This is a genomic window from Candidatus Acidulodesulfobacterium acidiphilum (assembly GCA_008534395.1).
In the GTDB taxonomy this organism is placed as follows: Bacteria; SZUA-79; SZUA-79; order Acidulodesulfobacterales; family Acidulodesulfobacteraceae; genus Acidulodesulfobacterium_A; species Acidulodesulfobacterium_A acidiphilum.
The window spans coordinates 1-23,362 of record SHMQ01000038.1 but is presented as its reverse complement, the minus strand read 5'-3'; the positions used below and the strand labels follow the sequence as shown (position 1 = coordinate 23,362).

The following is a 23,362-nucleotide window of genomic DNA, read 5'->3' as shown; positions in this document are numbered from 1 at the left end:
TGCGGCATCAGCGGCGACGCATAAAGCTTAATTTTAAATTTTATATGATATAATAAAAATATATCGCAAAAAAATGATTAAAATTTCGTTTAACTTAAACGACTGATGCAATGAAATATTCAAAAGCTGATACGCACATACATACAAGCTACAGCGACGGAAATAATTCACCGGAAGATATTGTCGAGGCGGCGGCGGGAAAACTTAACGTAATTGCCGTCACAGACCACAACAGGATTAAAGGTGCATTTAAGGCTAAAGAATATGCGTTAAAAAATAGTTTTTTAGAAGTCGACGTTATTATCGGCGAAGAGGTATCTACTAAAAACGGACATATAGTAGGTCTTTTTTTAGAAAACAAGATAATACCCGGTAAGACGGCTCAGGAAACGATAGACGAAATACACTCGCAAGGGGGGCTGGCAATTGCCCCCCATCCTTATTATTTCGTTTCTTACGCGGAAAAAGGATATCAGCCGGTAAGAAAAATTTTATACGAATTAGATTTCGATGCAATAGAAGTTATTAATAATTCCAGCACTTTTTCTATTTTTTCCAATGCGGCAGCTTCTTTGGCAAACGTGTCCATCGGGCTTCCTCAGCTTGGAGTAAGCGACGCCCACAGAAGCGATTTTATAGGCAAGGGCTATACCGGTTTTTACGGAAAAACAGCCTTAGATTTAAAGTCGCAGATAAAGGAAAAGAGAACCACCGCTCATTTCAACCATTATTCCTTTCAGGAGTTTAAACTCAATACCGTTCAGTCCGCAAAATCTTTTTATTTTTATTTCTTCGGAAATAAGGACGGCGGCAAAGACGCCGCATAAAGAGATATCGTTGTAAAACTATAAATTGTCTCGGTTAATTTCAGGCGGCAAATCTTTGAGATTTAGGTATGACTCACCTTTATCTAAAAATCTTTATTCCATTATAGCATAGCTGAAATATAAATTCCTGAAAATTGAATAAATTCTAAATATTTGATAAAGTAAAACTTATAGCAGTAAAAATACACTGTCTATAAATAATTTAATTGTTGAGAATAATAAATTTATGTCAAATGTTCTTATAGCTACGGGCAATGCCCATAAGTTTCAAGAAATTGAAGTTATAATGGGGAAATTTGCCGATTTAAGTTTAAATTTAGTTTATTTGGATAAAAGTTATCGGGTTGAGATAGTCGAAGACCGCGAAACTTACGAAGAAAACGCAAAAATTAAGGTTGAGGGCTACCTGAAATTTTTGGAAGAAAATCCGGAGTTAAGGACGGAATTGAATCTTGATTTTATAGTCGGCGAGGATTCGGGGCTTGAGGTCGAGTGCTTAGAGGGCGCTCCTGGGCTTTTTACGGCAAGGTATGCGGGCGAAAATGCCTCCGATATTGCGAACATAGAGAAACTTCTTAACGGCATGGAGTTTAAAAAGGAATGCGCGGAAAACAGGCGCGCTAAATTTGTCTGCTATGCTTGTCTTTACGATGTAAAAAAAAATAGTTTCGAGTATTTTTACGGAGAATTAAAAGGTTTAATTGCGGAAGAAATAAGCGGGACGAAGGGTTTCGGCTACGACCCTGTTTTTATAGTGCCTCAGTTTAATAAAACGGCGGCGCAGATAGGCGCGGAGGAAAAAAACGCAATATCGCATAGAGCGGCTGCTTTCGGAAAAGTCGCAGAGGCGATAAAAAATCGGCGATCTTAAAATAAGCGCGGCGACTGAATTAGATTCTGTTACCGTCACAAATTCGAAGCGATGAAGAGAACAGATTGTTTCGTCGTCAAGGCGAAACAATCTTCGCATGAGAGGCGGTATAATATTTATCGAACTATATGGATAAAAAACTTATAAATGAATTTGAAATGATGTTGGGAAAAGACAGGGTTTTGTCGGAAACCGAGGAACTTTTGTGTTATTCCTATGACGCTACGTCTAAGGATTTTATGCCTGAAGTCGTTGTATTTCCGCTTAACGGGGAAGAAATATCCAAAATAGTTAAATTGTGTTTAAAATATAATAATACTCCTATCGTCGGAAGGGGTTCGGGAAGCGGATTTTCGGGCGGGAGCCTGCCTTTAAAAGGCGGCGTCGTGGTTTCGTTTACGAAAATGAATAGGATTTTGGAATTAGACGAAGAGAATATGTTCGTTACCGTCGAACCGGGCATTATAAATGCCGACCTTAAGTCTTACCTTTCCGAAAAGGGATACTTTTATCCGCCGGACCCCGCAAGCTACGAGTTTTCGACTATCGGCGGCAACGTCGCCGAGAGTTCCGGAGGACCTTCCGCCGTAAAATATGGCGTTACCAAAGATTACGTCGCTGCGCTGGAGGTTATAACCGGAGAAGGCGAAATTATCTATACCGGCTCAAAAACGGTCAAAAACGTTTCGGGATACAATCTTACTCAGCTTTTTACCGGTTCGGAAGGCACGCTCGGTCTTTTTTCAAAAATTACGCTTAAAATTTTATCGAAACCGGAAGCAAATTCGCTGATTTTAGTGTCGTTCAACGATATTAACGACGGATTTAACGCCGCTATTTCTCTTTTGAAGCTGAGGAACAGACCGTCGATGTTAGAATTTATGGATAAATCTTCCATCGAATCCGTCAAAAGTATTTTTAAAAGCGATATAATAAAAATAACGGGTAATTTTCTGTTTATTATAGAAGCCGACGGTTCTAAGGAAGAAGTCGATAAATCTATCGGCGAGTATAAATACATATTAGAAAGATTTTCTCCTGTTTTTCTTTTTGCGTCGGAAAAAAGCGAAGATAAAAAAGCGATAATGGATGCAAGGAAAGCCATATCGCCTTCTTTAAGAAAATACGGAGACCTTAAAATAAATAACGATATTGCGGTTCCGATAAATAAAATCCCCGATATGCTTGCTTTTTTAGAAGAAACTTCGAAAAAATACAAAATTCCCGTTATAAACTTCGGGCATTTCGGAGACGGCAACATTCACGTAAATATTATGCTCGATAAAAACAACGCCGAAATGGTCGAAAAAGGCGGAAAAGCAAAATACGACGTATTAAAAAAGACCGTCGAACTGGACGGAAGTTTGTCCGGCGAACACGGAATAGGACTTGAAAAAAAAGAATTTATGAAGCTGAAATACGACGAATATTATATAAGTCTGCTTGAAAACATTAAAAAAGTTTTTGATCCGCATAATATAATTAATCCTGGGAAAATATTCTAAAATCCTAATGTATAATTCCGAAAATATATAAAAATAAAAAGAGGTTTTTTCATTGCCATCCGAAAATAAAAGCTATCTTAATTGCGTTCACTGCGGAAAATGCCTGCCGGTTTGCCCTTCTTACAATATTGATTTCAACGAGTTTTTAAGTCCGAGGGGAAGGGTGCGCATAGTTTTAACGGATTATGCCGACAGCCTTCTTTTAAGACCCGGCAAGATTATGGAATCTATGTCAACCTGTCTTTTATGCGGAAGATGCGAAAAAGTGTGTCCTAACGACGTTAATATAACAGAACTTGTCGCGAACGAAAAAATAAAACTGGAAGAGTTTGGGAGAAAAAGATTTTCTTCAGATAAATTAGCATTAAATATTCTTAAAAATAAAAGAAAAGTTTTATTAAAATCCGCTTTAAAAATTGCAAATATTCCTTTTTTTAAAAAATTGTCCGGCAGAAATTCGCCCTTACCGGAAGGTAAATCTTTTATCGGAAAGAGAGACCTTATATTTAATGCCGATACTTCGCTGGAAAAATCGCAGTCTTCGCCTCTTAAGCACGGTCAAGTTATAATGCAATCAGCCGATGAGGACGGTAAAAATATTTTTAAAGCCGGATATTTCAGCGGGTGCGTTTTTAACGGCATATATTCGCAGATATCCATCGATACCGTAACCTCTCTGACCAAAAACGGAGTCGAAGTTTTCGTTCCCAAAATGCAAGGATGCTGCGGACTGCCTTTTATATCAAGCGGCGACTTAAAGTCTTTTAAGGAGCTTGCCGTCAATAACGCTTTGGCTTTTAAAGGCAAAAAATTAGATTATATAGTAACGTCATGCGCTTCTTGTTCATATTCGATTAATAAACTATATCCCAAGTATTTTAATGAAAACGAAGAAAATTATACCGAAATTTTGGATTTTTCTAAAAAATTAATCAGTATTTGGGCTTTTTTTAATGAACTTAAAAAACACGGTATCGAGATAAAAAAAGGTAAATTGGATAAAGAAACGAAAGCGGTATTTCATATTCCGTGCCATCTTTCAAATATGCCGGATTTTAAACCGGTTACGGCTTATGAAAAATTAATAGGAGAGCCGGGCTTAATTGCGGATAAAATTGCCGGATTGAAATTAAAACCGCTGAAATATAACTATTGCTGCGGTAACGGCGGTATGTTTAACGTAAGGCATTACGATTTGTCCAAAAAAATTACTAAACGAAAATTTGAAGAAATTAAAGAAGCGGCTCCGCAGGAAATATTAACGTCATGCTCAGGATGTATATTTTCGTTAAAAGATCAGAGCGGAATTGTAAAACATAACGAAGTTATTCCCGTAAACCATTTAATCGGTATTTATGCCCGCAGTTTACGAGGCGAAAAATGATTTTATGGCTGAGACAACGGAAAGTAACGCGGATTAATTAACATAGTCAAGGCATTTTCGACCTTTTTTATCTTTACCGGCAGCGTTCCGACAAGTTCCCCGTCGCACTGATAATATATTAATTTATTAGTCGAATCGTTCGTAGAAGTTATAGTCACTTCGTTATCTTTTATATAAAAATCGGGATTATTTGAATATTTTTTGTAAAATATCAAGGATTTTAAGATAGAAAAAATTACGTCGGCAGTTCCCGCTGCATTTTTTACCGTCCTTATATGAAATTTATCGTCTAAAGGGGAATTATTGGGGAATATTTCAAAAGGTCCTCCGTAATACCGTATATTTGAAACGATAATTTCTTTTGCGCAGGTAATTTGTTCATTATTTTTTTCCATACATAAATCGTAGAATCGGTATTTTTTTGTCATTTTTATTATATTTAAAATATAACTTATATATTTCGTCGAATTATTATAAATTCTCCTTTTGCTGCTCCTGATTTTTTCTTCCATGTTTTTCACTACGAAAGCATCAAGTCCTACGCCTGTCATGGCAAAAAAGAATCTTTCGTTTGCCTGCCCTAAACCTATTTTAACGGGTTTATATAAATTTATTATATCAGAAAGGGCTTTTTTTAAAGAATGAGGAGTTTTATTTTCCATTGCGAAAAGATTAACCGTGCCCATAGGTAAATGCGCGATTGGAATTTCCGAATATACTAAAGTATTTATGACATAGTTTAAACTGCCGTCGCCTCCGGCGACTAAAACTGCATCGTAGGAATTTTCGATATTTTCTTTTTCTATTGAGTTTTTCAGTATATTAAGAGTATCTGCAGAAATATTTTTAAGTTTGAAAAAACTTAATATGTAAGATAGTTTTTTTTCCGAAAAACGTCCCGACTTAGGATTATAAATAATTAATACTTTTTTAAAATTCATATTGTTTAATTTTATTAAATGTATCGATTATTTGCAACGGTTTAAATAAACTCATATCAATAGATTTGACTTTATCTATATGCTCTATTATAATGTAAATGAGTAAAAGTAATAAAAATATAACCAAATATAACGGTTAAAAATATTTAATTCGGAGTTTATATGCACCATACAAACACTAATATTTTTGATAAAAAAGTGTATATACCGTATATGTCCGATGCGGCATATGCGTTAAGCGCCGCATTTAGAAGATGCGGAGTCGATTCTGCGGTTATGGACGAGCCGGACGAGTCCACGCTTGATTTCGGACTTAAGTTCACCAACGGAAACGAATGTATGCCCTGTTTTGTTACTACCGGAGATATTATCAAAGTTATAGAGAAGCCGGATTTCGATGCAAAAAAATCGGCTTTTTTTATGCCGACTTCGCCCGGACCGTGTAAATTCGGTCAATATAACAGGCTTCACGAAATGGTTCTCGATAATCTAGGTTATACGGATGTAGAATTCTTAGTGCCGAGCGCTAAAAAATCTTATACAGACTTCATAGGCGAAAAAGCCACTCTTTTTAGAAGAGTTGCATGGCAGGGTTGCGTAGCGGTCGATACCTTAGAAAAAGCTTTATACAGAGTAAGACCGTATGAAACTACAAAAGGCGATACTGTTTCCGTTTACAGGGAATGCATAAATATAGTCGTCGAGGCAACTGAGAAAGGAAGGGATATTTACGATACGATGGCGACGTGCGCCAAAAAATTTGAAAGAATTCCCAGAAAAGATGAAGACAGACCGCTAATAGGCATTGTCGGCGAAATATTTTTAAGGCTGAACAAGTTTACCAACAATTTTACTATAGAAAAAGTCGAAGCTCTCGGAGGCGAAGTTTCCGTCGTGCCGACTTATAAATGGATAACCTTTACTACCTATGAATATGCAGTAAATGCCTTAAGAAACAGAAAAGTCAAAGATATTTTTTTAAGTTTTCTGGTTAATTATTACCAGAGAAAAGACGAAACGGGCATGTTTAAACCGTTCAAAAAACTGCTCAGAAACCATAAAGAAACCAGCATAAAGGATATACTTTCTTATTCAAAAAAATATCTTGATTTGCCGCTTGGAGGGGAAGCTATTCTTACAGTGGGCGAATCCGTAGATTTTGCAAAAAAAGGGTATTCGGGCGTAATAAGCATTCATCCTTTTCATTGTATGCCAGGTTCCATAGTTCAGATAGTATCAAAAAAATTCAGGGAAGACCTTAATAATTTTCCATGGATAAATTTATGGTTCGACGGACAGGAGAGTACTAATTTAATGCTCAGGCTTGAAGCATTTATGCATCAGGCAAGACAATGGAAGGGGGTCAAAAATGAATTTCAGGAAGCAGCGTAAATTAAATAAATTATTGCTAGTTTTCGTATTATCATTGATTCTGAATTTATTTATAAGCGGCGGTTTTTTAGTTAAATATTCATTTGCGTATAATTCGGACACTTCTTCTGTCGAGCGCATTTTTAACACAATTAAGTCCGGAGTCGTTCATATAAAAGTCTTAGGCTATGCACGGCTTAAGAACGGCGCTATCATGCCGGAAGAAGATATAGGCACGGGGTTTTTTATAAACAAAAACGGCGATATACTTACAAATTTTCACGTTATAGGAAACGCGGGCAAGATATTTATCAGTTTTCTTAAATATATAAATATAAGGGCAAGCGTCGTAGGAACCGACCCTATGTCGGATATTGCAGTTATACATATAAACCCTGCGGGTAAAATTATAAAGCCTTTAACTTTAGGCGATTCAAATGACATTAGAGTAGGCGAAAGAGTAATTGCGGTAGGTAATCCGTATAATCTTTATCAGACCGTTACGACCGGAATAGTAAGCGGTTTAAAACGGTCTTTGTTTTTTCCTTCGGCTAGATTTTACGGAAATATAATTCAGACGGATGCCGCGATTAATCCGGGAAATTCGGGAGGTCCGCTCGTCGATTATAACGGCCGCGTTATCGGCATAAACACGGCAAAACTTGCTAACAACGCTCAGAATATTGGCTTCGCCATTCCTATTAACCTTGCTAAAAGAGATATACCTGAGTTAATTAAGTATGGAAGGGTCATTCGTCCATGGCTCGGTATAGAAGCTATAAAATTAACTAAGAGCGTTGCAGTTTTGCTCGGCATAAAACATGTCGATAAAGGTTTGCTTATCGAAAAAGTATTTCCCAACAGCCCCGCTTTTACGGCAGGTTTGGTTGCCGGCAAAAAAATTATAGCCATGAAAAATATTAATTACATAATAGGCGGAGATATAATAACAAGGTTAAACGGCAAAAAAGTCTATTCTTTTTCGCGGCTTGAAAAACTTATAAGTTCATTTTTACCGGGGCAGATTATTACGCTTAAAATTCACAGAGGAAAAATAGTGAAATTTGTTAAAGTCAGGTTAGCGAGCGTCCCTTCGGGTTTATCCTGATATATAAATAAAATAGAGGTTTAGTTAATGTTTTTGACGGAAAAGAAAGATGTAAAAGAAATAGACGAAGCTTTAAAAAAATATAAAAAAATCGGCGTCGTAGGTTGCGCTTCCTGCGCCTCTGTATGTCTTACCGGCGGCAGCAGAGAAGTGAGGGAAATGAAAAAGCACTTAGAATCGTCGGGCAAAGAGGTTACGTTTACTATATCAATCGACGAACCGTGCGACAAAAGGGTATTAAAGGAAGATATCCGCTTCGTAGAAGACGAACTCAAAGAAACCGAAGCCGTAGTCGTTTTATCCTGCGGAACCGGCGTGCAGACTATAGGAGATTTCATACAAAAGAAGGTAGTTTCCGGAACGGACAGCAAGTATATAGCGCAGACGGAACACATAGGGGAATATTACGCTCTTTGCGGAGGATGCGACTCATGCAGGCTGAATTTTACCGGAGGAGTTTGCACTATTACTTTATGCCCCAAAGGCCTTTTAAACGGTCCTTGCGAAGGGCATAACGGCAATAATTGCGAAGTATTCGAAGATAAAGAATGCGTATTCGTAAAATCTTACGAACTGTTGAAAAAATATTCGGAAGAAGACAATCTTAATAAAATTTTTGAACCAAGAGATTACGGTCATTCTACTACAAGAACAAAAATATAATTTATCAGAAATATAACCGATACATATGCAGATTATACCGCAAATCGAAACTCCCGTTAGCAAAAATTACTCCGTTTTTGAAGAAGATTTAATTAAATTATTAAATGCCGTCGAAAATGATCCGCAAAACGGTTCAGGGACGGATAATTCTTTACCTCAGATAATTATAGAACAAAACTTCGGTTTTAACGCTTTATTATTATGCAGGGATTTAAAAGAAAAGTATAAAATAAAAACGGCATACGCTTTCAATATGAGAGATAAAAACAGGATATCCCTCATGTCCGATTTGATTACGATTAAACAGCTCGGGTTAAAAGACATAATAGTTTTTGAAGGAGTTCATCCGCTAAAAACTGAATTTAAATCGGCAAAACCTGTTTATGATATCGATATTTTGGGACTCGGTTTAATGCTGAAAAGAGGACTGATGAATGATATTAAGCATGATTTATTTAATTTTGGAGCCGTAATAGGAGCATCCGCCGCTGTCGATTTTTTAAAGACAAAAAAACTGATAGAAATAGGTGCGGATAGTTTTTTTATTAATTACAGCGGAATAAATCCGGACGAAAATATAATAAAATACATAAAGTCGAATAATAAAAAATTGTTTTTAAACGTTAAAGAATTAAGCATAAAAGGTTCTTTAAGAGATTTTATTAAAACGATAGATAATTTAGGCTTAGACGGCGTTATAATTAAAATTGCGGATGAAAATTCAAATGTTTTTACCCGAAAAAAATAAAGAAAGAATTAAAAAAAATGGCGAAAAGCAATCTATTCGTAAACGGCTCTGAAGGCGATAAAGCTATAGTATTAGGAAATGAAGCGATTGCGCGCGGCGCTTTGGAAGCCGGCATAGGATATGCTTCTATGTACCCAGGCACCCCCGCTTCCGAAATAATAGCCGTCTTAGATAAAAACAAAAAATGCATAGAAAATTTATATACTGAATTCAGCCTTAACGAGCATATATCATTACACGGAGCGATAGGGGCTTCATGGTCGGGCATAAGGTCGCTTTGCGCAATGAAAAACGTAGGATTAAACGTTGCAAGCGAACCCGCGCAGTTTTTGGCTTATACCGGCGTAAAAGCAGGCTTAGTGCTTGCTATCGGATCAGACCCCGGAGCGCCGAGCAGTTCTAACGAACAGGACGACAGATGGTACAGCCTCCATACTTATATGCCGATTATGGAGCCTTCAAATATACAGGAAGCAAAAGATTTTACGAAAGACGCTTTCGACGTGTCCGAAGAATTTTCTTTCGGGATCGTTTTAATGGCGCCGTCCCGTTTGTGCCATAACGCGGGAGTCCTCCGTTTCGGCGATATAAGGGATAGAAAAAATATTAAAGGTAATTTTAAAAAAGACCCCGAAAATTATTTAAATCTTTTTAGCCTTGCGGTTAAAAATCATGCCAAATATCTTGAAAGAAACGAATTATTAAAAAAATATCTTATTGAATCAAAATTTAATAAGATCATTAATGAAGGACAATCAAAAATAGGCTTTATATCTTCCGGCGTTATTTATGCGCATTTAATGGAAGCTTTTGATATATTGGGAGTGTATGACCATAAAATATTAAAATTAGGGTTTTCTTTTCCTATATCTAACGAACTGATTAAAAGATTTTTTGAAGGTCTCGAAAAAGTAGTTGTAGTAGAAGAAGCAGAAGGTTTTTTGGAATTTCAGATTAAAAAAATAGCTTACGAAACTGGCTTTAAAGGCAATATATACGGCAAAGAATTTTTTAGCAAAACCGGCGAGATTACATTGGACGACGTTATTTTCGGAGTAAGCAGATTTCTTGAAAAGCCTCTGCCCGCATCTTTTGATTTTGCCTCCAAAAAATATAAGGAACTGTCCGATAAATTACCCCAAAGGTCGGGAACGTTCTGCATAGGATGTCCGCACCGCGCAACTTTTTATTCTATCCTTAAAGCCGTCGGATTTTCAAATACCGAAGAAAAAGAAAGAGACGTCGTAATAGCCGGCGACATAGGCTGCTATACCCTTGGTCTTTTACCGCCGTATAATGCGATGGATTTTTTAACCTGCATGAATGCCGGGCTAAGTATAGGTCAGGCTATAAGTAATTTTGACAAAAACAAAAAAGTAATAGCCTTAGTCGGCGATTCCACTTTTTATCATTCGGGAATTCCCGTTCTGCTAAATGCGGTTCAAAACGGAGCGGATATTCTTTACATTATTCTGGATAACAGTTGGACTGCTATGACCGGACATCAGAAGACGCCTTCGACTCAAAAAGATATCGACGGCAAACCTTCGGCGAACGTTTTAAACTTGAAAGATTTGGTAAAATCTCTCGGAGTTTCTTACGTTAAAAGCTTAGACCCTAACAGCGTTAAAAGATTTTCCGCCCAAATTAAGAGCGCGCTTAAAGAACCGGGCGTAAAAGTTTTAATAGCTAAAAGAGAATGTATTTTGCAGGAAATCAGAAGAAATAAAAGTTTGTTTAAAAACGACGCTAAAGTAGCGGAAACAGGAGAATCTTTATATGAGATTCAAAAGTCGAGATGCGTAAAATGCAGCGAATGTTTTGTAGAACTTGCCTGTCCTGCGATTATTCTAAAAAAAGACGAAGATAACGGCGGCGATTATTACTATATAGATCCGGCGTCTTGCGTAAAATGCGGAGTCTGTTATGAAATATGTCCTAACAGCGCCATACGTAAAGTAGAATTTGATTTAAAATCTGAGTTTAAATTAAAAAAAGGATTGCCGGAAGCAATAGTATAGATTTCTTTATAAAATAATAAAATATGAAAAAATTTAACATAGCTATAGTAGGTTTAGGGGGACAAGGCATTATCACCATGGGAACTGTGATGAAAAATGCAGCCCTGAATTCGGATTTGCAGGATGTTTCCGGTTCAGAAAGAAGAGGCGGAGCGCAAAGAGAAGGCTACGTAGAAACTTTCGTAAAATATATTTTTTATGAAAATGCGGCCGAAATGAATAATCCGCGAAAAAATATGCATTCGCCGATGATAGAATCAGGAGGCGCAAATGCCTTAATATCTTTAGAGCCTTTAGAAACATTGAGAGGCATAAAATATTTAAACAAAAATTCGATAGTTATTTTTAACAAAACGCCGTATATTCCCATAAGCGTAAGAATGGGCAAGACTAAATACCCCGAAATATCTTTTATAGTTTCGGAACTGCAAAAAGTTACGAAACATATATATTATTACGATATTGACGCTATTTCGTTAGAAGAATTTAATTCTTTAACGCAAAAAAATATAATCGCTTTAGGCATACTGTTCGCAAAAGCAGATATTCCAATAGAAAGGTCTGCCGTGGAAAGCGTTCTCGCCGAAGGTAAAGGAGCCGAAAATAATTTAAAAGCCTTTGCATTAGGATTAAATCTTTAAGTCATTTAAACGTCGGTATATTTATTTATCAATGACTGCAATTATAAATGAAAGAAAAAGACGAATTAAGCAATCTGATTGAAGATATAAATTATTTTGTTTCAGGCAATAAAGAAAGTTTTGTATTTATTTCCTCTATATCCGATTTTTTTAATAAAATTCCCTCTGTAACGCAGGATAATATTATGAGTTCAAATTTGAATAACGAGACGGTATATCCGGATAAACGGAAAGCGTTAGAATTTTTACGTGAAGTAAAAGTCGATAAATGCATAAAATGCGCATTGAGCAAAACAAGAAAAAATATAGTTTTCGGCGAAGGAAATCCCGAAAGCAGACTCATGTTTATAGGGGAGGCTCCGGGCGCCGAAGAAGATAATACCGGAAGGCCTTTTGTCGGAAGAGCGGGTCAGCTTCTTACAAAGATAATAGAATCCATAAATCTAAAAAGAGAGGAAGTTTATATTGCCAATATAATAAAATGCAGACCTCCTGAAAACAGAAATCCTATGGAAAACGAAATAGCTTCATGCGCGCCCTTTCTTAAAGAGCAGATAGCCGTCATAAGACCCGAGATAATCTGCACTCTGGGAAAATTTTCAACCGAATTTATTATAGGAGAAGGCAAAGGCTCTATATCTTCGGTTAGAGGAAAAACTTATAATTATGACGGAATAACGGTGATACCTACTTATCACCCTTCTTATTTACTTAGAAACCCTTCGGCAAAAAAAGAGACATGGGAAGATATGAAAAAAATCAGGGAATTGTATTTTAAATAAATGTAGTATAATATAAATATAATAAAAATTAATAATAAAAGGTCTAATGGTTTATTTTGCGGATTTTCTAATAATCATAGCATTTATACTTGTTATAACGGATTTTTTTGCTATGAGTTACGGCGTTTTTACAAGCGCAGGCGCTATACTTTTCGTCATCGGCACTATAATTCTATTTTATATAGTGCATAACGTACCGATATTTTTCATAAGAATCGTCCTTCCTACTTACGTTACCCTTACGGTTTTCGTCTCAATTTTTGCATATCTCGGATATAAAGCCTATAAATCGAAAGTGAAAACCGGAGAGTCTCTTTTGTTAAATCAAACCGGCGAAGTAGTTTCGGACGTAAATCCTAATAAAGACGGTAAAATTTTAATTAACGGCGAATTGTGGACTGCTTATTCGGATTATACTATATTGAAAGGAAAAAAAATTACCGTCGTAAAAGTTGACGGAAAGCTGAGACTTAAAGTTAAACCCGAAGAAACCTAAATATAAATCTTGAGCAAAGTCAATATAATAATAATTCGGCTATTTTAGCAGGTATTTAATATTATATAACTATAATTTAAAAGGAGAATAAAATGGGAGACAGCGCAATTTTTTTTGCGGTCGTTATAATAGTCGCAATTATCGTTATTTTAAATGCTGTAAGAATAATAGCGGAATATGACAGGGCGGTAATATTCAGGCTCGGCAGGGCTATAAAAGTTAAGGGCCCCGGTATAATTCTTCTTTGGCCGGTAATAGACAGAATGGTAAGAGTGACCCTAAGGATAATTACTCTCGATGTACCGCCGCAGGACGTTATTACGAAAGATAACGTAACTTTAAAAATAAGTGCAGTGGTCTATTATAAAGTAGTTGATCCTCTTAATGCAATTGTACAAGTCTACGATTATAATTATGCAGTATCTCAGCTTGCGCAGACCACTTTAAGAAGCGTATGCGGCGAAGGAGAACTTGATAAACTTTTATCGGAAAGAGAAAAAATTAATATGGAAATTCAGGACATACTCGATAAACATACAGGGCCATGGGGCGTTAAAGTAACAGTCGTAGAGCTTAAACAGATAGATATGCCGCAGGATATGCAAAGAGCTATGGCAAGACAGGCTGAGGCAGAAAGGGACAGAAGGGCAAAGATAATTAACGCCGACGGAGAATTTCAGGCGGCGCAAAGACTAAGCGATGCGGCTAAAATTATAGCTGAAAATCCTATGGCTCTTCAGCTGAGATATTTGCAGACGTTGAATGAAATTTCATCTACTAATAATACTACTATGATAATGCCGATACCGTTAGATATTATAAGGGAAGTAGGTAAAAGTTTAAGCGGAAATTCTCAACAAAATAATAATTCGTAAATATATTTTACATTATTATTTTACTCATTAAATAACTTTTAATTTTTAAAATTTTAAAGGAGGTATTAATTATGGAATTAGGAATGATAGGCCTTGGAAAGATGGGGATGAATATGGTTTTCAGACTGCTTGAAGGCGGACATAGAGTAGTAGTTTTCAACAGAACCTTATCCAAAGAAGAAATAGCTATAAACAAAGGCGCTATAGGTTCAAATTCCATAAAGGAGTTTGTTTCTAAGTTAACATCTCCGAGAGTAATTTGGCTTATGGTTCCGGCAGGACAGCCTACGGACGATATGCTTAACGAAGTTTTGCAATACACGCAAAACGGAGACATAGTTATAGACGGCGGTAATTCCTACTATAAAGATTCTATAAGAAGGGCAAAAGTATGCGCCGATAAAAATATTAAGTTTATGGATTGCGGTACAAGCGGCGGCATATGGGGATTAAAAAACGGATACTGTTCTATGATAGGAGGCGACGAAGAAACATTTAAACACTGCGAGCCTATATTTAAAACGCTTGCTCCCGAAAACGGTTACATGCATACAGGACCGCACGGCGCCGGACATTTTGTTAAGATGGTTCATAACGCCATAGAGTACGGTATGATGGAAGCATATGCCGAAGGTTTTGAAATTATGAAGGCCAGCGATTTTGATATTGATCTTACTAAAGTTTCAGATTTATGGAATCATGCTTCCGTAGTTCGCTCATGGCTATTAGAGCTTGCCCATAACGCACTTAAGGAAGATCCTGAACTTAACGGTCTTAAACCTATCGTCGACGATTCGGGCGAAGGAAGATGGACTGTGCAAGAAGCTATAGACAGAGCCGTTCCTGCTCCAGTTCTTGCAGATTCGGTTTTTATGCGCTTCAGGTCGAGACAGGAAAACTCATTTTCCGCAAGAATGCTTGCCGCTTTAAGACACCAGTTCGGCGGACATCCTATACATTAATAAAATGTAAAAAATCGTAATAAAAATAAAATTAAAGAGGTCATATTATGTTTATCGACGTAAGTATGGAAATAACGGACGGTATGCTGCACTGGCCGAGTGATCCCGTTATAGAGATAGATAATTATTCTCAGATAAAAAAAGGGGCTGCGGCAAACAACAGTAAAATCACCTGCGGGGTTCATACCGGTACGCATATAGATGCTCCAAAACATTTTGTCGATGACGGAATCGGAATAGACGGATTAGACATAAATAATTTAATAGGTAATTGCAGGGTAATAGAAGTGCCGTCTATAGTTTCGCCTATCAACAAGGAGTTTTTAGAGCCTTTGAATATAAAAAAAGGCGACAGGCTTCTTTTTAAAACAAAAAATTCGGAGTGGATAAACAGCGGAGATAAAAACTTCCGCACAGATTACGTTTACGTAAATCCCGAAGCGTCAAAATATATGGTTGAAAAAGGAGTAGCGCTTGTCGGAGTCGATTACCTTTCGGTAGAAGGTTATCATATAGGTCACGATACCCACAAAACTCTGCTCGGCGCCGGCGTCGTTATTATAGAGGGACTTAATCTGTTTGGCGTAGAACCAGGCGATTATTACTTAATGGCTCTTCCCGTAAAAATTAAAGATTCTAACGGCGCTCCCGCAAGAGTTATTTTGCAGAAATAAAAATTATAAAACTTAACCCCAATAAGTAATAATAATATATAGAAGTATATATAGGTTATATTTTAGTTGCACTAATAATAAATATATTTACGGAGAAAAAATGGCAGATTTAAAACCATCTATAATTGTAATTTTCGGCGCAAGCGGAGACCTTGCCCATATAAAAATATTTCCCGCTCTTTATAGTTTGTGGGAAGAAGGTTTTTTTCCCGAATCATTCGTTTTAGTGGGTTTTGCAAGGACAAAAATGAACGATGAAGAATTCAGAAAATCTATATTTGCGTCCTTAAACAGTCATTGCAGGAAAAGACCTATAAGCGAAGACGACTTTTTAAATTTTTCAAAACATATTTATTACTTACCTTCCTTATACGATAAGGTTGAAAGTTATATCGAATTAGGTAAATTTATAACATCTAAATCTAACGAATATAAAATCGATAAAAATATAGTTTATTATCTTTCTACTCCGCCGAGCGTTTATAACGATGCTATAGAAGGTATAAAAAATGGTAATTTAATATCGGAAGACTTTAAAGGCGGCGGTTTTTCAAAAATAGTAATAGAAAAACCTTTCGGATATGATTATAAAAGCGCAAAGGAACTCAACGAACATTTATTGACCGTATTCAGAGAGGAAGATATCTACAGGATAGACCATTATCTCGGCAAAGAAACCGTCCAGAATATTCTTGCATTCAGGTTTTCAAACGCAATATTTGAACCTATTTGGAATAATAAATATATAGACCATGTACAGATATCGGCATTAGAATCGATAGGCGTCGGACTTAGGGCAGGATATTTCGACAAATCAGGAACTATCAGAGATATGATGCAGAATCATATGATGCAGCTTCTCTCATTGGTAGCCATAGAGCCGCCGGCCTTGTTCGATGCCGACGACATAAGGAACGAAAAAGTGAAGTTATTAAAAAGCGTAAGACCTCTTAGTCTTAACGACGTAAAGAAGTATACCGTCAGAGGGCAGTATGACAGGGGTGTAATCGACGGTAAGCAGGTTGTAAGCTACAAGGAAGAAGAAGGGATAAACGCAAATTCTATTACCGATACGTATGCGGCTATGAAACTATACGTCGATAATTATAGATGGGCCGGAGTTCCATTCTATTTAAGGGCAGGAAAAAGATTAAAGACGCATAAAACGGAAATAGCGGTCTATTTTAAAAAACTTCCATATAGTTTATTTAGCAAGGCGGGCATTGAAAACATAAAGCAGAACTCTATAATTATAACGATTCAGCCTAATGAAGGAATATCTATAAATATAGGCGCAAAGAAACCGGGTTTCGTTATGGATATAGAACCTGTCTGTATGGTATTCAACTACAAGTCGTCTTTCAGGCTGTCCCCTCCGGATGCTTATGAACGCCTAATATACGATGTTATACTTGGAGACCAGACTCTTTTTGCAAGATACGACGACATGCTTATAGCATGGCAGTTGATTACGTCCATAATGAACGGCTGGTCGAAAATGGAGCCGCCCGTTTTTCCAAATTACGATGCAGGTTCCTGGGGGCCGAAAGAGGCAGACGAACTTATAAGCGCGGACGGCAGGGAATGGAATAATATAGCGTAAAAAAAGCCTCTTATGTAAAATTGTGACGGTGGCAGAATTGAATTCCGTCACCGTCACCGTGTTTTATATTTCTTTTTTAACGAAATTATATAGGTCTTCGGGGGATAAACCTGCGAGTTTGTATAAATCTTCCGGTTTGCCCGATGAACTGTAAAACTTTGCTCCCATTTTTCTAAATTTTACGGATATTCCGTTTTCTGCCAGCATTGAACCGATAGAAGTTCCTACCCCCGTTTTAACGTTATGATCTTCTATCGTTACTATTAATCCAGTTTTAGCGGCAAGTTTTAAGTCTTGGACGTCTATGTCGCTGGGACACGATACGTTTAAAAGCATCGCGCTTATACCCTCTTTTTTAAGCATTTCCCAGCCTTTTAAAGCATGCGGCAGCATATTGCCCGTAGATATTATCGCAACATCTTTGCCGTCTCTGATTAAATCCATTTTGCCGTATTTAAATGCATAATTTTCGCCGAAAAAAGGTTTGCCGTTTTCGTCAAGTATTACGGGAATTATAGACCTTCCCATTATTACTCCAAAATTTCCTTCATTTTGCGCAATATATCTCGTTACCCTGTCAGTCTGGTTTGGGTCTGCAGGCAATATAACTTTAAATCCGAAAGTAGAGTTAAGAAGCCCGAAGTAGTCGATGCATTGGTGGGTTTTTCCGTCTTCGCCGACGTCTATACCGCAATGCGTACAGACTACTTTAAGATTTGTATGATTAATATCGTTTAATCTTTGCTGGTTGTATGTTTCGTCCACTCCGAAAACTCCAAAATCAGCAAAAAAAGTCAGAATATTATCCGTTGAAAGCGCGCCTGAAATTACCGCCGTATTGTGTTCTTCTATTCCGGATTCAAAAAAATTATCCGGAAAAGCTTTTCTAAATGCTCCGGTTTTTACCGATCCTTCTAAGTCGCAGTCGAATACCGCAAAAGGAAGATTTTTTTGTTCGCCGTTTTTTTCTTTATAAGTATTTGCAATATCGGCAAGAGCGTTTCCGAAAGCTGAACGGTTATCCGTGTTCTTTTCGCGGGTATAAACTATTTTCTTTCCTTCGTCTTTTAAGACTAAGAAATTATTATTTCTTTTAGAAAGAGGTTTTATGCTAAAACCTGCTTTCTTTTTAGCTATAATTTCATCTAAATCATCTTTTTCGCCTAACTCCGCAAGGGCTTTTTTACAGTCTTCGATATTTAAAGTAGCTCCGTGAAATTTAGCTTGGTTTTCCATAAAGGAAACGCCTTTTCCCATAACGGTGTTAGCTATTATAGCAACGGGAGAATTTATTGAATGCGACTGTTTTATAGCTGCGTAAATTTCGTTAAAATCATGCCCGTTTATCGTTATAACGTGAAATCCGTCGGCTTTAAAATTTTCTTCGATATTATCGGGCATAACGTCAACTGTTTTACCGCCTATTTGAAGTCCGTTTTTATCGACGATTACGGTAAGGTTATTCAATTTATATTTAACCGCAAATCTTCTTGCTTCGCCTATTTGACCTTTAGCCTGCTCTCCGTCGCCCATAACGCAATAAACATGATTATCGTATCCATGAAGTTTGGAGGCTAAAGCAAATGCGCATGCCGCTGAAAGACCCTGCCCAAGGTTGCCTGTATCCCATTCTACTCCCGGCACGGTTTTTTCTATATGTCCTTCAAACGGATAGCCTGCTGTCCTAAAAGATATAATTGCATCTTCGACGTCAAAGAATCCGTAATTTCCAAGAGCGGAATAAACGCCCGGCGAAGTATGTCCATGACTTACTATGATACGGTCTCTTTCGGGTTTAAATGGATTTTTAGGGTCTATATTGCAAAAACCGTACAATACTGCATAAATATCTATCGACGACATAGAACCGCCCGGATGTCCGGAAGATGCAATAGTAGTCATTTTTAAAATGTCGCCGCGGCATTTTTTAGTAAAATCCTTTAAAATTTTTAATTCGTTCTCGCCAAGTTTATCCGCTTCAAAATTTCTTTTTAAATCCATTATATTTACCTCTTTTTAAAATATTAACATTAAAAATTTTAAATTATTACGAAAAAATGGCAATCAATATATTTAAATCCCCGCAGTGTTTTTTATCGATTGCAAAAGTTTTTCGTAAGCATCTTCAAAAGATTTTACTCCGTCGTTTTGAAGTTTATCTCCGACCTTATTTAAATCAATTCCTAATTCCATAAGTTCGTTAACTATTTTCAACGATTCGTCAAACTCTAATGAAGCCGTATCCGGCATTATATTACCGTGGTCGGCAATATGCTCTATAGTTTCGTCCGGCAAAGTGTTTACGGTATCTTTGCCTATGAACGGCTCGACGTATTTCAAATCGTAATATGACGGGTTTTTTGTGCTGGTACTTGCAAACAAGAGTCTTTGAGGATTTGCGCCCTTAGATTTTAATGCCGAAAAATCGCCGCCGTTAAAAATTTCGTTAAATTTATTAAAAATTATTTTAGAATTTGCAACTCCGGCTTTTCCGATTAAACCGGCAAGTTTCTCTTTTTTTGCGGTATTGCTTGCCGCTTCGACGTTAATTAAATCGTTAATCGTTTTATCGACCATAGTATCTACCCTGCTGATAAAAATGCTTGCGACCGAATGTATGCCGGATAAATTATAGCCGTTGGCATAAGCCGTTTTTAATCCTTTTATATAAGCATTGGCTACGTCTATATAATGTTTTAAAGAAAACATCAAAGTAACGTTAATATTGATTCCCTTAGCTATAAGAGCGGGTATAATTTCCAATCCTTCTTTAGTAGCCGGTATTTTAATAAGAATGTTTTTTTCGTTTATAAGCGAAAAAATCCTAAGAGTTTCTTCCGTCGAAGTCTTGGCGTCGGTTGCTATATCCGGAGAAACTTCTATGCTCACGAATCCGTCCTTGCCGCCGGATTTTTCGTAAACCGGTTTAAGTATTTGAGCCGCAGATTTTATATCTTCCCTTGTTATGGTATCGTATATTTCAAACGGAGTTAATTTATCCGCCGCAAGTTTTTTAATCTTTTCGGGATAGCCGCATTTTCCCGAATTAATCGATTTTTCAAATATGGAAGGATTTGACGTTATGCCTGTAATAACGCCGTTTTTAACTAATTTTTCAAGGTCGCCCGAATCTATCATGCATCTTGAAATATTATCTAGCCATGGACTTTGTCCGTATGACAGCATTTTTTTAAAATTATCGTTCTTAGAAACGACTAAATCTACATTCATTGCGCTATCCTCCTATATTGATATATTGATGTTTTATGTAAAATTTAATAATTTTTAAAATTTTTTAGTGATTTTTAAAAAACAACCAGTTGTCTGCACCGGCTTTGTCGAATTTTAAGAGCGTGTATTCCCCTTTAAGTTTATGTCCGTTAAAATCCAGAACATATTTCTTTTTATCTTTCTTAACAAGAGTATATTCGCCCTTGTCCCAAATCTTTACCTTGCCGGCTCCGTAATGACCTTCCGGTATAGTGCCTTCAAAATTTGCATAAGCAAGAGGATGATCTTCTACTTTTATAGATAGATTTTTTTTGCCGGATTCTAACGGCGGTTCTTTAGGCAAAGCAAAAGAAGTCAGCATACCGTTTTCTTCTATCCTTAAATCCCAGTGAAGATGGCTTGCATGATGTTCGTGAACTACAAAAATCATATTAATTATGAAATATTTAAATAGAACATTACGATTAAATTATATCATAAAACAGTCGTTATAATATACCGAAAATATACGAAACAGAAAATATTTGCTAAAAATTTTACAATTTTATTTTTAATTATTTTATATTATAATGGTACAAATTAACAATTAAAATATATTTTAATATATATAAAAATTAAAAATGGCGGCAAAAAATTCAAATATTTGGAATGCTTTTTTAAGAATATACATAGGACTGTTTTTTCTTTATGCGGTGCACTTTAAGGTAAATCCTGAATTTTTCTCAAATTTTCATGTTAAATTAGCATATTTTGCAAATCACGACCCTTTATGGTTTTACGGCATATTTTTAAGCAGGGTCGCCGTTCCAAATGCATTCTTATTCGCTATTTTAATAATTATGGGCGAATTATTCGCAGGCATTTTTTTAACGGCGGGCTTTCTTACAAGATTTGCCGCTCTTATAGCAATATTTCTGAATTTAAACTATCTGCTTGCAATGTACTGGATCAGCCCCTCGGAATTAGGCATAAATCTGACGTTTATAGTATGCGAATTAATTATTATATTTACGGATTCGGGAAAAACGCTCGGTATCGACGCTTTGTTTTAAGCATAATAAATCAAATCAAAAAAATATATTTCAATTTAATCTAAAATTTGATAAAATAATACAATATATTCTATTCTTATTCACGGTGGATGTAGCTCAGCTGGTAGAGCCCCGGATTGTGACTCCGGTGGTCGCAGGTTCAAAACCTGTCATCCACCCCACTTAAAACCGCATATTTCATAAGCTTTTTCCGTTTTAAGCACTTATCATATTTAATCAAATAAGACCATTTTTTACCCATTTTTGTCTTTTTTATGGCGAGATTTTCACATAGGTGATATAATATCTTCATATGCTTAAAATGCATGTAAAATATGGAGGTATGCAATGTCAATCGTAAAAAACGGCAAATATTACTTTTATGACTTCGTTTACGAAGGAAAAAGATACCGGAAAAGTTGTCGAACAACCGATAAAAAACTTGCCGAACAGATTGAAATATCAGTTAAAAACGACATAATTAAAAGAGAGCATAGCCTTCCTACGAACCAAAATAAAAATCTTTTATTTGAAACTGCTTGGGAAAATTATTTGAAAAATAACGGGAATTCCGAAAAAGCCATAGAGCGTAAAATTATTGCCGCAAAACATTTTCTTCCATCTTTTAAAAACAAAATATTAACCACAATAATGCCGCTTGACATTAAAAATTATCAAATTGAAAGAAAATTAGAACTGATATCTTTAGAAAAAAATAAAAACAAAAAAGAATCTGAGATAAATTTTAGGTCGGCTAATTATGAAATTATAATAATTTCTAACTTCTTTAATTTTTGTATAGAAAGAGGATATGCCGAGAAAAATCCCGCGGCTAAAATAAAAAAACTTAATGAACTTAAAAGGCTTAAGACTTTATCCGACGGTGACATAAAGAAGTTAATAAACGGTGCTACAAATAAACTTACGAGAGACATCATTACATTTTTAATTTATACGGGTTGCAGGAAGGGCGAGACATTGAATTTAAAGTGGGATGATGTGGATTTACAGAACGATATCATCGCTATTAAAGGTACAAAAACAAAGTACGACAGATATATTCCAGCGTCTAAACCGTTAAAAGAACTATTAAGCAATATAGACAAAAAATCGGAACACGTTTTTTGCGATAAAACAGGTAAAAAAATAACCGATTTTAAAAAGTCTTTTCATACAGCCTGTCGTAATGCCGGATTAAAAGACTTACGCATCCACGACTTGCGCCACGTCTTTGCAAGTAAAATGGTTATGAACGGCACGTCACTTTATATTACAGGGGAACTGTTGGGTCACCGGACGACTCAGATGACAAAAAGGTATAGCCATTTAGTGCCAAGTACGCTGAAAAAAGCGGTTAATGACGTATGGCGGAAGTAGATAAGGAATTTCCTAAGCAGTATATATTTTAGGAGACTTTAAGAAAGCTGTTGATGATAAGTCCGATTAAAAAAGGATAAAATAACCGCAAAATTATCTGTGTTGGATAAAAAAATAAAAAATCTTGTTGTCAACTTTTAATTTGTCTATTGAATTTAACTTTTAATTTGTCATAATATCTTTGTATTATTATTTTGCTTTTAATACGTTTTATTAATAATCGCAATCAACCTTCATCACCCCCTTTGCCC

Annotated in this window: 22 protein-coding genes and 1 tRNA gene; 19 read left to right on the top strand and 4 right to left on the bottom strand. The window is 36.3% G+C overall.

Translation table 11 applies throughout. The features are described 5' to 3' along the window. The first annotated feature begins 110 nt into the window (after positions 1-110). The 4 genes from EVJ48_09135 (at position 111) to EVJ48_09120 (ending at position 4,587) form a co-directional block, all read left to right on the top strand. The gene (locus EVJ48_09135) at positions 111-827 is read left to right on the top strand and encodes a PHP domain-containing protein (GenBank protein ID RZV37381.1); all 717 of its coding nucleotides are present in this window, start codon (positions 111-113) and stop codon (positions 825-827) included. Positions 828-1,053: 226 nt separating this feature from the next. Beyond that, positions 1,054-1,698 carry a non-canonical purine NTP pyrophosphatase gene (locus EVJ48_09130; protein ID RZV37380.1) on the top strand — a complete coding sequence of 215 codons (645 nt, stop codon included), beginning with the start codon at positions 1,054-1,056 and terminating at the stop codon, positions 1,696-1,698. 128 nt (positions 1,699-1,826) lie between these two features. Further along, positions 1,827-3,203: an FAD-binding protein gene (locus EVJ48_09125; GenBank protein ID RZV37379.1), complete on the top strand. Its 1,377-nt coding sequence runs from the start codon at positions 1,827-1,829 to the stop codon at positions 3,201-3,203. Positions 3,204-3,255: 52 nt separating this feature from the next. Next, positions 3,256-4,587, top strand: a complete 1,332-nt coding sequence (locus EVJ48_09120; protein ID RZV37378.1) for a (Fe-S)-binding protein — start codon at positions 3,256-3,258, stop codon at positions 4,585-4,587. A gap of 2 nt (positions 4,588-4,589) precedes the next feature. Here EVJ48_09120 and EVJ48_09115 read toward each other — a convergent pair whose 3' ends face one another. Next, complete coding sequence (locus EVJ48_09115) at positions 4,590-5,528, bottom strand: hypothetical protein (protein RZV37377.1); 939 nt, start codon at positions 5,526-5,528, stop codon at positions 4,590-4,592. A gap of 162 nt (positions 5,529-5,690) precedes the next feature. Here EVJ48_09115 and EVJ48_09110 point away from each other — a divergent pair, with 162 nt between their 5' ends. The 12 genes from EVJ48_09110 (at position 5,691) to zwf (ending at position 17,472) form a co-directional block, all read left to right on the top strand. Next, on the top strand, positions 5,691-6,920 hold the full coding sequence (locus EVJ48_09110) for a hypothetical protein (GenBank protein ID RZV37376.1): 1,230 nt from the start codon (positions 5,691-5,693) through the stop codon (positions 6,918-6,920). Next, a complete protein-coding gene (locus EVJ48_09105; GenBank protein ID RZV37375.1) occupies positions 6,898-8,007 on the top strand; it encodes a trypsin-like serine protease in 1,110 nt (369 codons plus the stop codon). Before EVJ48_09110 ends, EVJ48_09105 begins: the two co-directional genes overlap by 23 nt. A gap of 27 nt (positions 8,008-8,034) precedes the next feature. Next, a complete protein-coding gene (locus tag EVJ48_09100) occupies positions 8,035-8,670 on the top strand; it encodes a 5,10-methylenetetrahydrofolate reductase (GenBank protein RZV37374.1) in 636 nt (211 codons plus the stop codon). A 25-nt stretch (positions 8,671-8,695) separates the two neighbouring features. Further along, positions 8,696-9,418 (top strand): hypothetical protein, encoded by a 723-nt coding sequence (locus tag EVJ48_09095; protein RZV37373.1) that lies wholly within the window; start codon positions 8,696-8,698, stop codon positions 9,416-9,418. A gap of 17 nt (positions 9,419-9,435) precedes the next feature. Continuing rightward, complete coding sequence (locus EVJ48_09090) at positions 9,436-11,439, top strand: indolepyruvate ferredoxin oxidoreductase subunit alpha (GenBank protein RZV37372.1); 2,004 nt, start codon at positions 9,436-9,438, stop codon at positions 11,437-11,439. A gap of 23 nt (positions 11,440-11,462) precedes the next feature. After that, positions 11,463-12,080 (top strand): hypothetical protein, encoded by a 618-nt coding sequence (locus tag EVJ48_09085; GenBank protein RZV37371.1) that lies wholly within the window; start codon positions 11,463-11,465, stop codon positions 12,078-12,080. A 47-nt stretch (positions 12,081-12,127) separates the two neighbouring features. Beyond that, positions 12,128-12,862 (top strand): uracil-DNA glycosylase, encoded by a 735-nt coding sequence (locus EVJ48_09080; protein ID RZV37370.1) that lies wholly within the window; start codon positions 12,128-12,130, stop codon positions 12,860-12,862. 46 nt (positions 12,863-12,908) lie between these two features. After that, positions 12,909-13,358 (top strand): hypothetical protein, encoded by a 450-nt coding sequence (locus tag EVJ48_09075; GenBank protein ID RZV37369.1) that lies wholly within the window; start codon positions 12,909-12,911, stop codon positions 13,356-13,358. Positions 13,359-13,450: 92 nt separating this feature from the next. After that, positions 13,451-14,233: a slipin family protein gene (locus tag EVJ48_09070; protein RZV37368.1), complete on the top strand. Its 783-nt coding sequence runs from the start codon at positions 13,451-13,453 to the stop codon at positions 14,231-14,233. Positions 14,234-14,304: 71 nt separating this feature from the next. Next, positions 14,305-15,195, top strand: a complete 891-nt coding sequence (gene gnd, locus EVJ48_09065; protein ID RZV37367.1) for a decarboxylating 6-phosphogluconate dehydrogenase — start codon at positions 14,305-14,307, stop codon at positions 15,193-15,195. 47 nt (positions 15,196-15,242) lie between these two features. Then, positions 15,243-15,869 carry a cyclase family protein gene (locus tag EVJ48_09060; protein RZV37366.1) on the top strand — a complete coding sequence of 209 codons (627 nt, stop codon included), beginning with the start codon at positions 15,243-15,245 and terminating at the stop codon, positions 15,867-15,869. 100 nt (positions 15,870-15,969) lie between these two features. After that, positions 15,970-17,472: a glucose-6-phosphate dehydrogenase gene (zwf, locus tag EVJ48_09055; GenBank protein ID RZV37365.1), complete on the top strand. Its 1,503-nt coding sequence runs from the start codon at positions 15,970-15,972 to the stop codon at positions 17,470-17,472. A gap of 63 nt (positions 17,473-17,535) precedes the next feature. Here the strand turns inward: zwf and EVJ48_09050 are convergent, their stop codons facing one another. The 3 genes from EVJ48_09050 to EVJ48_09040 form a co-directional block, all read right to left on the bottom strand. Beyond that, positions 17,536-19,473, bottom strand: coding sequence for a transketolase (locus EVJ48_09050; GenBank protein ID RZV37364.1), 1,938 nt, complete (start codon positions 19,471-19,473; stop codon positions 17,536-17,538). Between the two features lie 72 nt (positions 19,474-19,545). Beyond that, positions 19,546-20,703 carry a transaldolase gene (tal, locus tag EVJ48_09045; protein RZV37363.1) on the bottom strand — a complete coding sequence of 386 codons (1,158 nt, stop codon included), beginning with the start codon at positions 20,701-20,703 and terminating at the stop codon, positions 19,546-19,548. Positions 20,704-20,767: 64 nt separating this feature from the next. Further along, complete coding sequence (locus EVJ48_09040) at positions 20,768-21,133, bottom strand: ATP-dependent DNA ligase (protein RZV37362.1); 366 nt, start codon at positions 21,131-21,133, stop codon at positions 20,768-20,770. Between the two features lie 190 nt (positions 21,134-21,323). Here EVJ48_09040 and EVJ48_09035 point away from each other — a divergent pair, with 190 nt between their 5' ends. The 3 genes from EVJ48_09035 to EVJ48_09025 all read left to right on the top strand — a co-directional run bounded on the left by EVJ48_09035 (position 21,324) and on the right by EVJ48_09025 (position 23,111). Further along, a complete protein-coding gene (locus EVJ48_09035) occupies positions 21,324-21,755 on the top strand; it encodes a DoxX family membrane protein (protein RZV37361.1) in 432 nt (143 codons plus the stop codon). Between the two features lie 85 nt (positions 21,756-21,840). Then, a tRNA-His gene (locus tag EVJ48_09030) sits at positions 21,841-21,916 on the top strand. Between the two features lie 166 nt (positions 21,917-22,082). Further along, complete coding sequence (locus EVJ48_09025) at positions 22,083-23,111, top strand: site-specific integrase (protein RZV37360.1); 1,029 nt, start codon at positions 22,083-22,085, stop codon at positions 23,109-23,111. The last annotated feature ends 251 nt before the right edge of the window (positions 23,112-23,362 follow it).

Excerpts from the sequence above, each read along its gene's own strand:
- EVJ48_09135 (RZV37381.1), top strand. The coding sequence starts at position 111 with ATGAAATATTCAAAAGCTGATACGCACATACATACAAGCTACAGCGAC.
- EVJ48_09130 (RZV37380.1), top strand. The coding sequence starts at position 1,054 with ATGTCAAATGTTCTTATAGCTACGGGCAATGCCCATAAGTTTCAAGAA.
- EVJ48_09125 (RZV37379.1), top strand. The coding sequence starts at position 1,827 with ATGGATAAAAAACTTATAAATGAATTTGAAATGATGTTGGGAAAAGAC.
- EVJ48_09115 (RZV37377.1), bottom strand. The coding sequence starts at position 5,528 with ATGAATTTTAAAAAAGTATTAATTATTTATAATCCTAAGTCGGGACGT.
- EVJ48_09110 (RZV37376.1), top strand. The coding sequence starts at position 5,691 with ATGCACCATACAAACACTAATATTTTTGATAAAAAAGTGTATATACCG.
- EVJ48_09105 (RZV37375.1), top strand. The coding sequence starts at position 6,898 with ATGAATTTCAGGAAGCAGCGTAAATTAAATAAATTATTGCTAGTTTTC.
- EVJ48_09100 (RZV37374.1), top strand. The coding sequence starts at position 8,035 with ATGTTTTTGACGGAAAAGAAAGATGTAAAAGAAATAGACGAAGCTTTA.
- EVJ48_09095 (RZV37373.1), top strand. The coding sequence starts at position 8,696 with ATGCAGATTATACCGCAAATCGAAACTCCCGTTAGCAAAAATTACTCC.
- EVJ48_09090 (RZV37372.1), top strand. The coding sequence starts at position 9,436 with ATGGCGAAAAGCAATCTATTCGTAAACGGCTCTGAAGGCGATAAAGCT.
- EVJ48_09085 (RZV37371.1), top strand. The coding sequence starts at position 11,463 with ATGAAAAAATTTAACATAGCTATAGTAGGTTTAGGGGGACAAGGCATT.
- EVJ48_09080 (RZV37370.1), top strand. The coding sequence starts at position 12,128 with ATGAAAGAAAAAGACGAATTAAGCAATCTGATTGAAGATATAAATTAT.
- EVJ48_09075 (RZV37369.1), top strand. The coding sequence starts at position 12,909 with ATGGTTTATTTTGCGGATTTTCTAATAATCATAGCATTTATACTTGTT.
- EVJ48_09070 (RZV37368.1), top strand. The coding sequence starts at position 13,451 with ATGGGAGACAGCGCAATTTTTTTTGCGGTCGTTATAATAGTCGCAATT.
- gnd (RZV37367.1), top strand. The coding sequence starts at position 14,305 with ATGGAATTAGGAATGATAGGCCTTGGAAAGATGGGGATGAATATGGTT.
- EVJ48_09060 (RZV37366.1), top strand. The coding sequence starts at position 15,243 with ATGTTTATCGACGTAAGTATGGAAATAACGGACGGTATGCTGCACTGG.
- zwf (RZV37365.1), top strand. The coding sequence starts at position 15,970 with ATGGCAGATTTAAAACCATCTATAATTGTAATTTTCGGCGCAAGCGGA.
- EVJ48_09050 (RZV37364.1), bottom strand. The coding sequence starts at position 19,473 with ATGGATTTAAAAAGAAATTTTGAAGCGGATAAACTTGGCGAGAACGAA.
- tal (RZV37363.1), bottom strand. The coding sequence starts at position 20,703 with ATGAATGTAGATTTAGTCGTTTCTAAGAACGATAATTTTAAAAAAATG.
- EVJ48_09040 (RZV37362.1), bottom strand. The coding sequence starts at position 21,133 with ATGATTTTTGTAGTTCACGAACATCATGCAAGCCATCTTCACTGGGAT.
- EVJ48_09035 (RZV37361.1), top strand. The coding sequence starts at position 21,324 with ATGGCGGCAAAAAATTCAAATATTTGGAATGCTTTTTTAAGAATATAC.
- EVJ48_09025 (RZV37360.1), top strand. The coding sequence starts at position 22,083 with ATGTCAATCGTAAAAAACGGCAAATATTACTTTTATGACTTCGTTTAC.